This window comes from Candidatus Uabimicrobium helgolandensis (assembly GCF_041508025.1).
GTDB lineage: Bacteria > Planctomycetota > Uabimicrobiia > Uabimicrobiales > Uabimicrobiaceae > Uabimicrobium > Uabimicrobium helgolandensis.
The window spans coordinates 1,065,587-1,081,131 of sequence record NZ_CP165719.1 but is presented as its reverse complement, the minus strand read 5'-3'; the positions used below and the strand labels follow the sequence as shown (position 1 = coordinate 1,081,131).

The 15,545-nt window shown below is 35.2% G+C and carries 12 protein-coding genes; 7 read left to right on the top strand and 5 right to left on the bottom strand.

All coding sequences use genetic code 11. The annotated features are described in order from the left end of the window. Nucleotides 1–6 precede the first annotated feature (6 nt). Both UABHE_RS03965 and UABHE_RS03960 read left to right on the top strand, forming a co-directional pair. Nucleotides 7–1,104, top strand: coding sequence for a VWA domain-containing protein (locus tag UABHE_RS03965; RefSeq protein ID WP_372368930.1), 1,098 nt, complete (start codon nucleotides 7–9; stop codon nucleotides 1,102–1,104). Continuing rightward, on the top strand, nucleotides 1,101–2,162 hold the full coding sequence (locus UABHE_RS03960; protein WP_372368929.1) for an XdhC family protein: 1,062 nt from the start codon (nucleotides 1,101–1,103) through the stop codon (nucleotides 2,160–2,162). Before UABHE_RS03965 ends, UABHE_RS03960 begins: the two co-directional genes overlap by 4 nt. 212 nt (nucleotides 2,163–2,374) lie before the next feature. On the opposite strand, the gene UABHE_RS03955 is transcribed toward UABHE_RS03960, so the two are convergent. Continuing rightward, nucleotides 2,375–2,644, bottom strand: a complete 270-nt coding sequence (locus UABHE_RS03955) for a hypothetical protein (protein ID WP_372368928.1) — start codon at nucleotides 2,642–2,644, stop codon at nucleotides 2,375–2,377. Further along, the gene (locus UABHE_RS03950; RefSeq protein ID WP_372368927.1) at nucleotides 2,641–3,816 is read right to left on the bottom strand and encodes a hypothetical protein; all 1,176 of its coding nucleotides are present in this window, start codon (nucleotides 3,814–3,816) and stop codon (nucleotides 2,641–2,643) included. Before UABHE_RS03950 ends, UABHE_RS03955 begins: the two co-directional genes overlap by 4 nt. Before the next feature lie 316 nt (nucleotides 3,817–4,132). On the opposite strand from UABHE_RS03950, the gene UABHE_RS03945 reads away from it, so the two are divergent. Together UABHE_RS03945 and UABHE_RS03940 are read left to right on the top strand one after the other, a co-directional pair. Next, nucleotides 4,133–5,140, top strand: a complete 1,008-nt coding sequence (locus UABHE_RS03945) for a transglutaminase-like domain-containing protein (RefSeq protein WP_372368926.1) — start codon at nucleotides 4,133–4,135, stop codon at nucleotides 5,138–5,140. Between the two features lie 299 nt (nucleotides 5,141–5,439). Continuing rightward, a complete protein-coding gene (locus UABHE_RS03940; protein ID WP_372368925.1) occupies nucleotides 5,440–6,447 on the top strand; it encodes a hypothetical protein in 1,008 nt (335 codons plus the stop codon). Between the two features lie 282 nt (nucleotides 6,448–6,729). Here UABHE_RS03940 and UABHE_RS03935 read toward each other — a convergent pair whose 3' ends face one another. The 3 genes from UABHE_RS03935 to UABHE_RS03925 form a co-directional block, all read right to left on the bottom strand. Continuing rightward, nucleotides 6,730–8,361 (bottom strand): zinc ribbon domain-containing protein, encoded by a 1,632-nt coding sequence (locus UABHE_RS03935; protein ID WP_372368924.1) that lies wholly within the window; start codon nucleotides 8,359–8,361, stop codon nucleotides 6,730–6,732. Beyond that, nucleotides 8,291–8,923, bottom strand: a complete 633-nt coding sequence (locus UABHE_RS03930; protein ID WP_372367410.1) for an IS607 family transposase — start codon at nucleotides 8,921–8,923, stop codon at nucleotides 8,291–8,293. Before UABHE_RS03930 ends, UABHE_RS03935 begins: the two co-directional genes overlap by 71 nt. Nucleotides 8,924–9,294: 371 nt before the next feature. Next, nucleotides 9,295–9,918, bottom strand: coding sequence for an OmpH family outer membrane protein (locus tag UABHE_RS03925; protein WP_372368923.1), 624 nt, complete (start codon nucleotides 9,916–9,918; stop codon nucleotides 9,295–9,297). Nucleotides 9,919–10,152: 234 nt separating this feature from the next. On the opposite strand from UABHE_RS03925, the gene UABHE_RS03920 reads away from it, so the two are divergent. The 3 genes from UABHE_RS03920 to UABHE_RS03910 all read left to right on the top strand — a co-directional run bounded on the left by UABHE_RS03920 (nucleotide 10,153) and on the right by UABHE_RS03910 (nucleotide 15,539). Next, complete coding sequence (locus tag UABHE_RS03920; protein WP_372368922.1) at nucleotides 10,153–10,581, top strand: hypothetical protein; 429 nt, start codon at nucleotides 10,153–10,155, stop codon at nucleotides 10,579–10,581. A 214-nt stretch (nucleotides 10,582–10,795) separates the two neighbouring features. Next, entirely contained in the window at nucleotides 10,796–14,101 is a 3,306-nt protein-coding gene (locus tag UABHE_RS03915; RefSeq protein WP_372368921.1) for an MFS transporter, read from the top strand. Between the two features lie 76 nt (nucleotides 14,102–14,177). Beyond that, nucleotides 14,178–15,539 (top strand): ELWxxDGT repeat protein, encoded by a 1,362-nt coding sequence (locus tag UABHE_RS03910; RefSeq protein WP_372368920.1) that lies wholly within the window; start codon nucleotides 14,178–14,180, stop codon nucleotides 15,537–15,539. Nucleotides 15,540–15,545 lie beyond the last annotated feature (6 nt).

The following is a 15,545-nucleotide window of genomic DNA, read 5'->3' as shown; positions in this document are numbered from 1 at the left end:
CAAATAGTGACAAGTCCTAGTTTCAGTGAGCATCTAACGCAATTCTACGCCTATATAAAAGCACAAGGCCTAATTATCTCAATTGCCGAAGAAATTTGTGCTACACAAGCGATAATGCACATTGATATTCTCGACCGCCCATCCTTTTATTTTGCTCTACAAACATGTTTAGCAAAAACTCGCTCTCAACAACAAATTTTTCATCGTGCTTTTTATGAATATTGGTATGCAGGTGTTATTAAACAAAAAGCTAATCAAGATGCGAATAGTTGTGAGGAAAATAAAAAAAATAATAGCAAAAAAATGCAAAACCTCCCAAGCGTAAATTCACAAGGAAATAAATCATCTTCTCTACAGGCAATGTTTACATATAGTCCTCTTCATCAAAACAAACAACAACAATTTGTTTCAAAAATTAGTCAAAGATTAAAAGATACAATTGATGAAATAGCAAGACAGCTAGCACAAAGTTTAAATCGCAATTATAAACGCGCCAAGAAGAATCGCATTAACATGCGAAACACCATATACAAAAACCGTAAATATCATCCTGATATACTGCGATTATATTTTCGTGATAAAAAGAAACAACGATTAAAATTAGTAATTCTTTGTGACACTAGTTACTCGATGAAAAACTATAACAACTTTTTTTTACAGTTTATTTTTGCATTCGCAAAGTACTATCCACATATAACGCCATTTTTATTCAACACCAAGCTCTATCAAATAAATGCGCAAATAGACAATTCTTACCACACTTTTTCGAGATTAACTCCCCAGAGCGGAACACGCATCGGCGAATCGCTGGCTGAGTTTTTACAAAAATATTTACATTTAATCAACAAATCAACATATGTTATTATAGTAAGTGATGGTTGGGATCGAGGTAATATCAATACTATTGAAAATGCATTACAACAAATCGACTATTACAGTAAAGGTATTATATGGTTAAATCCATGGAGCGCGACATCGGGTTTCGAACCAACCTCGCGATGTATGAAAATAGCAAAACCGTATATTAAAATACTTTCCTCAGTACACGATATTTCTAGCCTTGAAAAATTCGCACACTTGTTAGTTGAAAGAAAAAATACATGAAAGAAATCCAAGATATTATCGAAAAAATGCGAAAAACAAAAGAACGTGCGGTATTAGCGACTGTTGTGCATATTAAGGGATCAACATATCGTAGACCAGGCGCACGTATGTTGATTACCGAGTCAGGGGAATTAGTTGGAGCAATCAGCGGCGGTTGCCTTGAAGAAGACGTTCGAGAAAAATCAACAACTATTTTGCAACACAATAAAAAAAGACTTGTCACTTATGACATGATGTCCGATGACGATATCGTCTGGGGGCTTGGTCTAGGATGTAATGGTATCATCCAAGTATTGTTAGAGCCTGTAATTGCAGGAGAAATTCCAAAAGAATTGCAATTTGCTGAGAATTGTTATATCGAAGAAAAGAACGGTTTTATTGCTACAATATTCGAATCAAAAAATGAACAGCTCGTTGGTAAAAAATATTGCGGAGAGAAAAACGGTGATATTTGGGACCAAATTGCGCGAGCCAATCCAAATGTTTTACAAAATAACAAAAATCGAGTTGTTGAAATGGAAATAGAACAATATGAATGCAAAATTCTCGTCGAAAATATCTTTCCGACAACCATTGTTATTTTCGGTGCAGGTTTTGATGCCGTGCCGGTCGTTAATTTCTGCAAAAATTTAGGATGGAAAGTGATTGTTTGCGATCCTCGCGAAACTTATTTGACAGAGGAACGATTTCCACAAGCAGATTTACGAATTATTACCCACCCCAAGAAAATTAGCTTCGAATTAAAACCACATCATTTTGTAATAGTTATGACTCATAACTACTACAACGATCTAGAAGTGGTTAAACAGCTACAAAAAGTAATGGTAGCATATATTGGTATGTTAGGTCCAAAAAGTAGAACAAAGAGAATTCTCAATGAGATAGAGGAACAAACACACCAGCAAGTAAATGAAAAAAATATTTTTGGCCCTATTGGCCTCGATATTGGTAGTGAAACCCCCGAAGAAATTGCCGTCGCTATTATTTCAGAGATACTAGCTGTAAAAAATAAGCGTGGTGGAGGGTATTTAAAATTGTATGCTGGCTCCATACATTAAAATCGTATCTAACACTTGAAAATATTAAAATCGATTCCGATCGATCAGGCACTCTTTGCCAAAGAAATTCTCGCTATGTCCGTTTACAAATCAAGTAAAAACTTAAGATTCAAGCTCCTAAGCGATATCGGGTTCGGGCCCGAAAAAACAAATAATACTTTGAATGATGACAGGCCCGAATATCACTTTACTTACTTATACGGAACAACACGCTAGTTTTTGTATTTTGTTTTTATATACCAGTTGAAACTAACATAACTAATTTTTGCTACCACTATACCAGGAACAATTAAGTATAAAAACAATCTTAAACCAATAAAGATGATTGCTACTAGCAAAATAGAGTAAGGAGTATTTTGGCCAGAAGCAGTCAATACAGCAAATACACTACTGCCATTCAACCAATATAGCAGTGTTGTATAAACTATCACAAATACCGCTAGTATTAGATACCACCTATTCTTTTGTTTGTGATCATTCATTTTTTTACTTTCTCTGAAATTGCTGTGATCATCGCGAACATGATCGCATTCCCAAGAGGTCCTCCGGTAACATATTGCCACTTTCCTCCAGAAGATAAAGATGTGCCAAAAAGCACAGAGGTGCGATATATTTTGTTAAAATAATCTCGGTCACCATGAATTCGAGCTCCTGCCATCATAAAACCTGTAGCAGAAACACCATAACCCACGACCACAGGACCCGAATCTACATCGCCTGTAGCTTCATAGGTAGAAGCTAGATATTCACGCACCACTCCAAATCCCAAAATAGACTCCGCTAGTTTATCTTTCGTTGCCTGATAAAGCTGTTTTGAAAGTTTTAAATCAATAAAACTTAAAAAATACAAGCCAAAAGTTGTTCCCGAGCCGCGCGGTTCATCTATAGGTAAACCACTGGAAGAGTCAACGGCCTGAAAAATAAGTCCTGACTTCGGATCTATATACCGTTGATGAAAATTAACTAAAAATTCTTTTAGAAGCGGCTGTTTTTTTTGCGTTGCCTGGGCATGCAAACCAATAGAAGCAAATGCTAAACAATTATCAGGAGGATAGACTTCATTTGGATATGTTTCTATGAGTTTGATTTTATTTTTTCGTATACGGCGAACCAACGCTTTGGTGATGAGATCGTTAGTTTTTGCATACGGAGATTTTAACTTTAATGTGCGATGTAAACTCAGCACAAAGTTTAAATATGCCAAATATGCCCCATGATGTAAAGCATCGCTATCAAGCGTTTCCATTGCCTTACTATTCCATTGTTCCTCATCAAATTCTTGCAGTTCATCACTTAATAATTTTTCTATACAAATTTCCATTTGCTTGATGTAGTGATCTTGTCGTTGAGGATGTTGTTTTGCCATTTGCGCAAAACCGCTTGCGCTTAAAATATAAGTACAAAATAACCACTCCCTGTCAAACAATTCGTCACCTGTACCAAAGTCGTCCATTGATAATTTAACTTGAATATGATCTTCTATTGATCGTGCGAAAGCAGTTTGCATCTCTTTACTACCATCAAACCAGTTGTGCGCACCAATACCACACCACCAAGCAGGAACAAAACTAGTGACAACTGTAAATAATACAATACAAAGCAACAACCGTAGTATTTTCTGTTTACTTGTTAATACCTGTACTCTTTCTTTCATTTTGAAAACATCCTACAGTAATAAAAATTAATAGATTCCGAACCCGATGCATACAATTATGTTTTTTGCACTATTATCAACTTTTATGTATATTATACTCTGTAAATCGATATTTACAGGCTTTATATGTATAAAAGAAACGGCTAGGAGTTATCATGATCATTTCATTTCTTTATTGAAATCCACCATCAAAAACCAGGCGGTTTTGTTATAAACAGAGACAGATAATTTTCTTACACAAAACTTAGCGAACTACAATTGTTTTATAACTTAGTTTCGTGAATAGAAAATTTCTACAGAACTAAGGATATTCTAAATGCTAAAAGCTAAAATAACTATTATATGCACTTTGTTTTTCACCGTACTCTACAGTGAAAGCAATTTTAACCACACTAGCAAAAAACGTAGTTTTCATTTTGTCTACACTGCTAACATTAGTGCTCCCAAAAATAAAAGTGAAGTGCAAAAAATTTGGTTACCTATTCCGCAAACTAACGCTTATCAAGATGTTACAAATGTCGTTGTTCACTCCTCCGGTAATCTCCCTTTCTCTTTTCACCATGACAAAATTTATGGCAATAAAATAGCTTATTTCGAAATAATAGATCCTCGCAAAACTATTACAATTACCGTCAAACTAGATTGCACTCGTTACCAAAATGCACGCGATAATTTTGATAATAATGTATCTCATCTCAATCCTTGTTTTCTTACACCTACAAATTTACTCGTTATTGATAACAATATAAAAAAACTAGCCGCTGAGTTAACAATGGAAAAGCAAAGTGATTTACAAAAATTACACGCAGTGTATAACGAAGTTCTTGGCCAAATGAAATATTCAAAACCTTTAGAACATAAAGGAAACGGCTTAGGAACTGGTTGGGGAGATGGTTCCACTAAGTGGGCGATGAACAAGTGTTTTGGAAATTGTACGGATTTTCATTCTTACTATATTTCTCTATTACGCGCTATCAATATTCCTTCGCGATTTGAAATTGGCGCATGGCTCCACGCGGATAAACCTCAAGGAAAAGTAGGATATCATTGTTGGGCTTTTTCATGGAATTCGCAGTTAAAACAATGGTTTCCAGTTGATATAAGCGAAGCTTGGAAAAGCAAGCATTTAAAAAATAAAGAGCATTTAACTGATTATTACTTTGGCAATCTTTGTGTCAACAGAATTCAATTCACTGTTGGTCGAGACCTCAATTTATCCCCCAAACAACAACAAAAAGCTCTCAATTATTTTATCTATCCTTACTGCGAAGTCGATGGAAACGTCATTGCTACAAACGCTTCTTTTTCTTACATTGATAAATAAAACTTTATAGAGAACCGTTATGTCTGACTCTACCAATCCACTGCTTCGCGAACTAAATGTAACTAAAAACAAGTTAGACAGAGCAACAAAAGAACTTCTGAACACTTCTTTACCACATTGTCGTATATTTTTTTGAGAACTTTTTTAACAAATTTTCGTATATACCAAATAGTGACCGTTTTATGTTAATTCTTTAATCTCTACTGTGGTTAATTTTCTTATTCAAAATATTTGTATTCTTAGATATCTTTTCGTTATTTGTAATAACATTCTAATAATCTCTTTTGGGAGCGCTATTTATGGAAAAAAATAACTATAAACAAATTCTATCTGTATACGGACATCTTCTAGCGTTTAGTTTTTGTATTATTTTTAACATTTCTTGGTATTTAAACAATCACAATGAAGTATCACACGATTTTGTAGAGAAAGTAGAACATTCTGTTGAACGTTGTTTAACGAAAATCCTCAGCCGTAAAACTCCAATTGATAAGAAAACAGAAGATATACTATCTCTAAAAGTCCAAAAAAATTGGAATCCAACAACGAAAGTTTCTCCAGCCCCAACTGACAAAGATATTTATCCTCTGTATATATCTGATATTAAAAAAATTATGAAAAAGTTAGTTTTTCGTGTATCAATTAAACAAACCCGCAAATGTGTTGCAAAAAAAACTGACCAAGGTGTTGTTGTAAGTTGGAGAACATTGAAAAAGATGGGCGAAAGCTATGTAAGTGGATATGAGCTCGTTAAACAATGGAAAAATAAAAGCGGCAAAAAACAACAAAAAACAATATATATTGGAAAATATCAAAAAAAGTTTGTTGACAATAAAATCCAAAAAAATATTTACTATTCTTACAAAGTAAGAGCATTTAGTTACGATCTTAATGTTACTGGTGGTGTAGAAAGTGTGATCAAGTCTAAAAGAGTTATGGTTAGTCCTTTTGCAAGCAGCCGACCTATACGCATTATTTCTCCATACAAACTAGAACTTATAGGTGTTTCTGACGATTTTGCAATGATTAAGCTCAAGAAATATCATAACGGAAAATACATCGAAACGGTGTGTAATATCCGTCAAGGAACGCAAATTGAAGCCAAAAATCTCTATATGCAACAAAAAAGGATAGACTTTAGTCCCGGCTGGAAACTACTCAAAGTAATTCACCAACAAAAAGTAACTGCAAAAGAAAAAAAATATTCTCAAGATAAATTTCCCACAAAAAAGAAAATGTCTTACTCTGCAGCAATTATTTATCTAGACGATAAGCAAAATGAAATCAGGGTATTTCAAGAAAAATAATACCTTTCCTACAGCATCATTCATTATCGCGAAATTTTATCGATGAATTTCGATCGAAGCAAATATTAAATTTTCAATTTATGAAGATTGGTCTATTCTAAAGACCTAACTCCAAAGAGAGTTAACATCAATAACCGTAGGTTAACACCTACGGTTGTTAAACGTACAACTGCTGACCTACTAAAGCCGTTCATAAAAATATTTTCCGCAAAATTCATATTACTTTAATTCCCTCACAACCGTTCCTCTTTAAACTAAAAAATCCAAAGTAGTGGATAACATTCATACGCGAAGGATTCCAAAGATAGTACCTTTAAAAGAATTAAAACTCTTTTGTACGACTTTGGAAGAGAGGGAAACAGAATGTATCCAGCCCAACAAACAATAAATGTGACCTTTGCAATGGGTTGTAGCAAAGGCGTCCTGACGGAACAGTGAATCAGGCAAACGAGTCTTCTTATAGACGACTGTTTTTGTACATTTTTTGAGATTCTTTTTAAAAATGGCTTTCCGAGTAATATTCAAGCACGCGACATAATCACGATCAGCGGAGAATGTGCAATTTGGACAATAAAACCAAGGAAGAGATTTGTGTTGTTTTTTGTGGTTATCAGAAGATGAAAAGTGTTGCCCTTTGTGCGAACATTTTGGGCAAATGGAGCTGGTACCTGCTGGATGAATAGGCTTTTGTAAAGAATAACCACACAGACTGACTTTATAATCAGTCAGAGCAATAATTTTTTGGCGGACAGTGGTGTTTATTTGATGATTTTTATTACGAGAGTAACCACGAGATTTAAGTGATTTTAGGTTTTCATAATAGATTTTTGAGCAATTGTAGTGTTTGGCAAAAAAGACAATGATGTTCGCGGCTGTGTGTGAGATTTCTTTGTTAATCAATGAAATTTTATTCCATCTTTTGGCAATTTCTCTATTACATTTTTTGAATAACGAATCTTTGTGGAGAAGCTTATCGCGCTTGCTTTTCCAGTGATCAATATCTTTGTAAATTCGTTGTAATTTACTTTGTATCCCACAAAAATTAGCAAAATATGGCTGCGAAAGTTGTTCGCCTTTGTTATTAAAAACACAAAGAGTAAGAAGTTTACGTACTCCCCAATCAATGGTAATAAAATTTTCGCTTTTTTGTTTTTTAGGTTTTTCGACAGTGATTTTAAAGTCAAGAATTGGCAAATAATCACCATGAACACAATCAAAGCGAAGATCGGGAGATGTTATTTGTTTGTCTTCGAGAAAAGAGGGAAGTTTTATATTTGTTTCTAACCAACGCCATTTTATTTGTTTACCACAGCGATCTATCACTTTGAAACTGAGTTTTATTTTGTCTTCGTTTTTAGTTAGTTTTATCGCTTGTCCATCATCAGGCGCATAAGTCAGTATTTTCTTCTTTACTTTCGGCGGTTTCTGTAAAGCGTAAAAATCTTCAGGAATATTTCGATGTTTACGTTTATAATTGATTACTTGCTCTCTGATGTTTTTGACATAATGTGCTTTTTCGAATATTTCGTTTTTAATGAGTAGTTTGTTTGTCCACTTCTTCGGATCATTTGTTTCCTTCATCAGCAGATTAAATACTCGCATGCGATCTCGTACTTGGCGCATCGTTCGACCAACAATCTCCAGCACCCCACGATTGATTCGACTTGGCATTTTACTTTTTTTGTATAACTTTACAAATATCGGCTCTAACACCTTGTATGAATACTTGCTGTTATTTCCATCAAATACACTATACAACTTGTTTTTGTGCGCAAACTCCAAGTACTCATTCGCTTTTTCTTGTACATAAGCCAATGTTTCGCGTAATTTTTCGGCTACTTCCTTATTCTTTATTGGAATTGGAAACGCCAGTACTTGTCCGTTTTTTATTTTGTCTTTTTTTTCTTCGCTCATGCGAACGCCGTCCATAGATTTTTGCGCAATATACCGTTAACACTGACAAAACATCTTCTACAACTACTTCTTCAAATTTTTTCTCTGGTCTTTCATTTAGCACTACTAGTTCTACATTTTTCGCTGTACAAACTTGTTCTAATATTTGTGTTGCAAAGCGCATTAACCTATCTTTATAAGATACCACCACTTGCTTTACATTATCATTTAGTATTAAACTTAGTAACTTTTTTAGACCTCGTTTTTCATAATTTAATCCAGATCCTATTTCTGATATTTCTACTACATTTGATGTTTTGTGTTTTTCACTATAATTCTTTAGCTCTTGTTTTTGCCTCACTAAGTCTTCTTTTTGATCATGCGCACTTACTCTTGAATATAGTATTGTTTTTTTATTTTCGTTTTCAAAACCAAGCTTTTTTTCTATGCCTTCCAGGTTGTATCTTCTATGTCCACCTAATGTCCGTATTGCTTCTAATCTCCCCTGTTTTGTCCAATCGCGAATTGACTGTGTTGTTACACCAAAAAACTCTGCTACTTTCCCAATACTTATCCATGTCATTTTATTTCTTCCTGACACAGTAATTTTATTTGTTTTACACTATTATAACGTATAATAAAACAAAGTTCAAATAAAAAAAAGTATGTTTTCCGTAAGTCAGGTTTTCAGCATTACTAAGTACTCAGTATAAATTTTCGGGTATAAAAATAAAACTTATGATAAAGAATACCGTCTCTACCTATTCTATTACTTTTTCGGATGATATCCGAAAACTTTTGCATGGCTGCTTACTTTAGATTTTTACAAGTTAAATCGTTACTGCAGTGTGCCCTTATTCCACAATAACTTCAGGGCAGATTTTAATTTATTAATTCAACAGTAGTAACAACGAAGCCCATTTCAACTTGCAACAGTAAAACAATGGACTTATATTATTCATTACTGTTTAGTAGTTCTACTATAGCATCTGTTATATCAAGTGAATTTTCCCAAAAAAGAACACTTGCCATTTTTTCTTGTAATTGATCGAAGCTGTCTATTTTAGAAAAATCAACGGACTCTCTCTTAAAAATTGCAGAAAAATCATTATCTTTTCCATATTTGTTTGTCACTTTTGAAATATCTCTATGTACACTCTTCATTACTTCAAATAGTTCCAATTTCAAAAAGTGTTTGGCTTTTTCATACTGTATTTTTGATTCATAAGCAACTTGAGCAAGCTCCTGCTCTTGCCTTATTCTTCTTCCTCTAGGGCGTAATAAAACTCTTGTTTTTATTTCGTTTGCTCTATCTATTAGTTCTTTAATTTTTAGCGTTTTTTCTTGGTATAGAGTTTTAATCTTACTTATTTGCTGTTGCGCTTTCGTGTATTTTTTAAAAACCTTTGTAATATTTACAAATCCAATTTTAAAACGATTTTGCTTAAGCAGCTGATTTTGTATTTTTAATCTTGCGATTTCTTTTTTTGCGCGCCTAAGTTCTTGTAGGGCGTCCTGTTGATTTTGTTGTGCTATAACAATAACCAAGCTTAGCAATGTAAGAACCAGTAATTTCATCGAACTCTCTCCTATTGAATGCACAGTAGAAAAACTTTTATATTGATCGATAACTTATCAACAAGTTTCGTAATAAAGTTATAAATCGTATTTTTCTTTTTTCCAATTTTCGATGTTCTTTTAAAAGCTGTTATAAAATAGAAAAAAAGTAATTATTCGAAACATTCGCCAGCAAGTATTTAGTAAAATACTCTTCAACAGTTACATTATAACTTGCTACTTTCCGAGGTACAAATGAAAGAAACACGTATTTTATTTAAAGTTAAGAAAGATACCATTGTATATAATGATATTCCTCATGACCTTCATAACCCGATAATATCGCTTCTAAAAACTAAGGCAAATATATACTATTGGAAAAAAGCACCTCTAGAAGGAGAAGCATCCTTATCCAAGAATCTATCAATAAAACTAAAACTTGTTATATCAAGTCAACAACAAGAAAATGCAATTATAGAAGTGTGTAAGAATTTCAACATAAAAAATGTAGAAGACATGGAAGACATACAGGATATAGACGGGGGAATTGCACGACTTTTACTTCGTATTATTTTCGATGCAATACAAATGGATGCTTCACATATATATATCAATGCACATGAGGGAGAAGAAGATGATGATGCACATGAAGAGAAAGAAGATACACGAGGAGAAAGAACATAAGGCATTTCATTTTTCTGTCTAAGGAAGCGAAGCTCAAAAAAGACAACTCTAAAAAATAAAATGTAATTTATTTTTTAAAGTTGAAGTAATTTCTAAACGGTATTGATAAGTGGGTAGACAACAGAATACCTTATAGCAGGCCATAAGATCTCGCTAGTAAAAATCTTGCACTATTTTAAAATATTTTTTACTTTATATATATATAAATTTTAGTATGGATACAGTGCATGTTGTTGGTAACCAAAAAACGATAGCTTTTTTAGGAAATGATATGGAGCGTGATAAAATTTGGAAAGAGCTTTTTGAAAACGAAGGAAAAATGGGAAATAAAGCTCTAAATTACAGTTTTCGATCATCAGATTCATTTCAATTTACCAGTGACATTGATTTACCTGTTAGCAGTGTCGGAGGTAAAGATCTTAAAGACTTTACTGTTGTTGGTAAGGCAAACACCGATATAGAAAATAATGTTCTTCCAGCAGATGAAACCATCAATTTGCATACTAACCATAAGCCAGATGATGATTTACATAAAAAATCTGTTACTGGACGATTTCGCAAATTGGAAAATCGTCTAAATAACGACTTTATCCTTGGTGAAGTTATCGGCGAAGGAGGAATGGGTAGTATTTTTAAAGGTGAACAGCGTTGCCTTGGTCGTGATGTTGCTATTAAGATTCTCCACGGTGGTGCTAATCAAATGGGACTTTTTTCTTCCGAAGCGCGTATTACTGGAGGATTACAGCACAGTAATATTGTTCCTATACATCATTTTGGTTGTACTGAAAATGGAGTACCTCATCTAGCAATGAGGCTAGTCAAGGGAAAATCGTGGTTAGAAATTCTCGAACAAGAAAACCGTTCTTTAAAAGAACACCTACGCATATTACTTGCTGTTTGTAATGCTGTAGCGTATGCACATAAAAACAAAATTATTCACCGAGATTTGAAACTTGAAAATATCATGATCGGAGAGTTTGGGGAAATCTTTGTTATGGATTGGGGGCTTGCAGTTAACTTTGGCGAAAATAAACACGATCACATAATGCACACATCGCAAGTGCAATCGCCAGCAGGAACTCCCGTATACATGGCCCCCGAATTAGCGAACGGTGAAGGTGAAAAGCAAGGCCCATGGACGGATGTATATTTACTTGGAGCATGCCTACATCACATTCTATTAAAAAAACCACGTCACCACGCAGAAAATATACGTAAAGCTTTAGAAAGTGCTATCTCTTCGCAACCGTATTTTTATCCTAATAGCGCTCCGCGAGCATTGGCAACTATATGTAACCGTTCTATGGCGCGTGATCCACAATATCGCTTAGATTCTGTACAAAAATTTCAACATCTCATAGAAGAATACCTTGAACATGAACAAGCAGGGATTCTTATAAAAGAAGGATTACTAAAGCTCCGTAAACTCAAAAAAAATGTTGAACGATTTGCGCGCGCTGGTAAAGTGGAAAAAGATGTTCTTGAACGAGAAATACACCACTTTGATGGCGAAATTGTATTTGCTTTAGAACAAGCGCTTAAAATTTGGCCAGATGCAGAAGAAGCATATTCAGGACTAATCGAAGAAAATCGCTTGATGTTGCAGTATGCTCTAGAAGCAGAAGATTTGAAATTTGCACAATATTTGATGTCGCGGCGCGAAATACCCGAGTATCACCAAAAAATTGCCACATTACAAAAATATTTAAAAGACCAAAAAGAAGAGCTTGTTCACTTGCGCGAAACAGTGCGTTCTCACGATTGGGAAGAAGTTGCAGCGCCTTTAGGAACGGTTTTTTTATTTGCCGCTATTCTTGGTGCCCTGGGATTCTTTTTAACAGGATCAATTCTACGCAAACCCGACTTTTCTTACTGGATGGTTCTTCCTATTTGGACCATGATTCCAATGGTTCTTGCAATTATTACCTACTATCAATCACGTGATGTTTCCATTCGTAGTTTGGTATCTGAAGACATCATTGGTATGTGGATAGTTGTTGGTATTGCTTGCCTTTTAGCAGGTGTTATAAATCACTTATTAGGTTTGCCACCATTTCGTATGATTGGTGTTGCTTCTCTTCTCATTGGTATTGGTATTGCCAATATGGCTCTCGATATAAAACGCTGGCTATTTATTCCGGCGGGATTGTTTTTTATCGGTGGAATTGCCATGGCCGCAGCTTACAACTACGGCCTTGAAATCTTCGGATTTTTATGGCTAACAAGCCTGATGTCTATCGGAATATACTTCAAAGTAAGAAGTTTTAACGTTGCCGAAGATGAGGGAATAGTTGATCTCAACAATTCAGAACAAAAAGTTTCTGGTGGTTTTTTGACATTTTTCTTACTATTTTTCGGTTACTGCGCTTACTACTTAACGCGCGGAAACATGTCTATTGCTAGTCTTAGCATGGATGCTACGGTATTAACTGCAAAAAACCTTGCTGCAATCACTAGCTGGGGAATTGTATTTTATGCTGTAGGAAAATTTGTTAACGGTATTATTGCTGATAAAATAGGCGGCAAAAGCATTTTTGTCCTTGGAATGATTGGTTCGACATTCTCAACTTGTATGTTTGCCACAGGAGAGACCTATGCGTGGTTTTTAGGGTGGTGGTGTTGCAACTTTTATTTTCTATCTATGGGATGGAGTGGCTTAATTAAAATTTGTTCGCATTGGTACGGAGGGCATAATCAACGCGGGACCATTATGGGAATTATGTCTTTTAGTTACCAAATGGGAGATGCTGTTGCAAAAACAATTACAACACTCCTCGCTTCATTTTCTCTTCTTATTTGGGAAGGACTCTTTTTTGTGCCAGCGGCATTACTAGCTGTTGCTGCACTAATTGTATTTGTTTTTCTAAAAGAACAACCAGCAAATCGCTCGACAACCCAAGAAGCTCCTACAACAAAAGCCATTTTGCGTACTCTTTTTTCCAGCAAAGCATTTTTATTAATGTTGTGCGGAGGATTTGCTTTAACGATGGTGCGTGGATTTTTCCAAAGTTATGGCCCACAACTTCTTTCTGACCAAGGATTAGCCAAAGAAGAAGCGGGATATCTTTCAACACTTTTTCCTATTGCTGGAATGGTCGGTACATTTATCGCTGGTTGGGCTTCCGACAAGATGAACGGGAACCGCGGGCCTGTTTTAGTGGTGCCGTCACTTATTTTAGCATTTGTATTATTTGCAAGTAGTTTTTTCCTGAATTCGTTGATGCTGTTACAAGGCTTCCTCATTATCAGCGGATTTTTGATGTACGCCGCGTATTCCATACTCGGTGGAGTTGCCGCTATTGACATTGCAGGAAACAAAGCTCCGGCTACAACAGCAGGTGTCCTCGATGGATTTGGTTATATGGGTTATGCCGCAGGGTCATTTTTCTTGTTGTATTTTAAACCACAAGAAATGCTTTCAGTGTTTGCAGTTGTGATGCTTCTTGTGTCACTGACTTTGATTCCGCTGTGGAAGATTTATCCAACAAAACCACTTGATTTTTCATCGCAAAAAGTATAGTTTTAAAAGCACTGAATTATCGGAAAGATGAACAGGTTCTATAACAATTGTAAATACCAAACGATTTGAGGCTACTATGAGACTATGTTTTTTTTTACTCATTCTTTCTTTTGCTACATCTCAAGAAAATGAGCGCGGTTACGAACAATTTTATGGAGCGACTATTGGCAGTACATTGTATTTTTCAGCGAACGATGGAGTTCATGGTTATGAGCTGTATAAAAGTGACGGAACCACAGAAGGAACTGTACTTGTAAAAAATATTGGCGAAGGCACTAGCTCAAAACCAGAACTTTTTATCAACATAAAGGACATTTTGTTTTTTCGAGCCGACGATGGAATTCATGGCTATGAATTATATCGTAGCGACGGAACAACAGAAGGCACTTATATGGTGAAAGATATTTTCCCTGGTGAAAAGAGATCTCTTCCACGTTCTTTTGCCAGCGTTAATGGCCTTTTGTATTTTTCGGCTGATGGTGAATATGGCACTGAATTATACCGTAGCGATGGAACAACAGAAGGCACTTATATAGTGAAAGATATCTTTCACAGTGGACATGCTTCTCCTTCTATGCTAACAAATGTCAATGGTACGCTGTTTTTTCGCGCCCAAGATGGTTTACACGGTACAGAACTTTTTAAAAGTGATGGAACTGCGGAAGGAACGGTTTTGGTGAAAGATATTTTTACTGGACAAGATCACGCGGAACCGAGATCACTTACTAATGTGAATGGTACGCTTTATTTTACAGCGCGAGATGGTATTCGTGGAAGAGAATTGTATAAAAGTGATGGCACTGCTGAAGGAACAGTGATGGTCAAAGATATTACTCCTGGGAATAACTGGGATGTATATCCTGATCAATTGACGAATATGAACGGTAAACTATTCTTTCGCGCCAATGATCTCATTAGCGGTGCAGAGCTCTATACTAGCGATGGAACAGCGCAAGGCACATATACTGTTGTTGATATTTATCCTGGAAGTAAAAATTCCTATCCTAATTATTTTAAACTAATTGGAAATACATTGTATTTTACCGCGCGCGACGGTGTTCATGGTACGGAATTGTATCGCACAGATGGAACAGCCAAAGGAACAAGGATGGTCAAAGATATCTATCCAGGCATAGAAAGCGCACGACCTTATTCACTTACAAATGTAAATGGCGATGTGTTTTTTCGCGCAAATGACGGCATACACGGATCAGAAATTCATAAAAGCTCAGGAACAAAACAAGGGACTATTTTTCTCAAAGATATATTTGAAGGACAATTCAATAATTCAAATCCAAAAAATATGTTTAATGTTGGCGGAACGCTTTTATTTAAAGCTTGGACAAAAAAACTAGGTTGGGAATTGTACAAAAGTGATGGTACTGCCGAAGGAACGGTATTAGTGAAAGATATTTGCCCTGGAGCTGGGCCTTCTTAGGAAGGT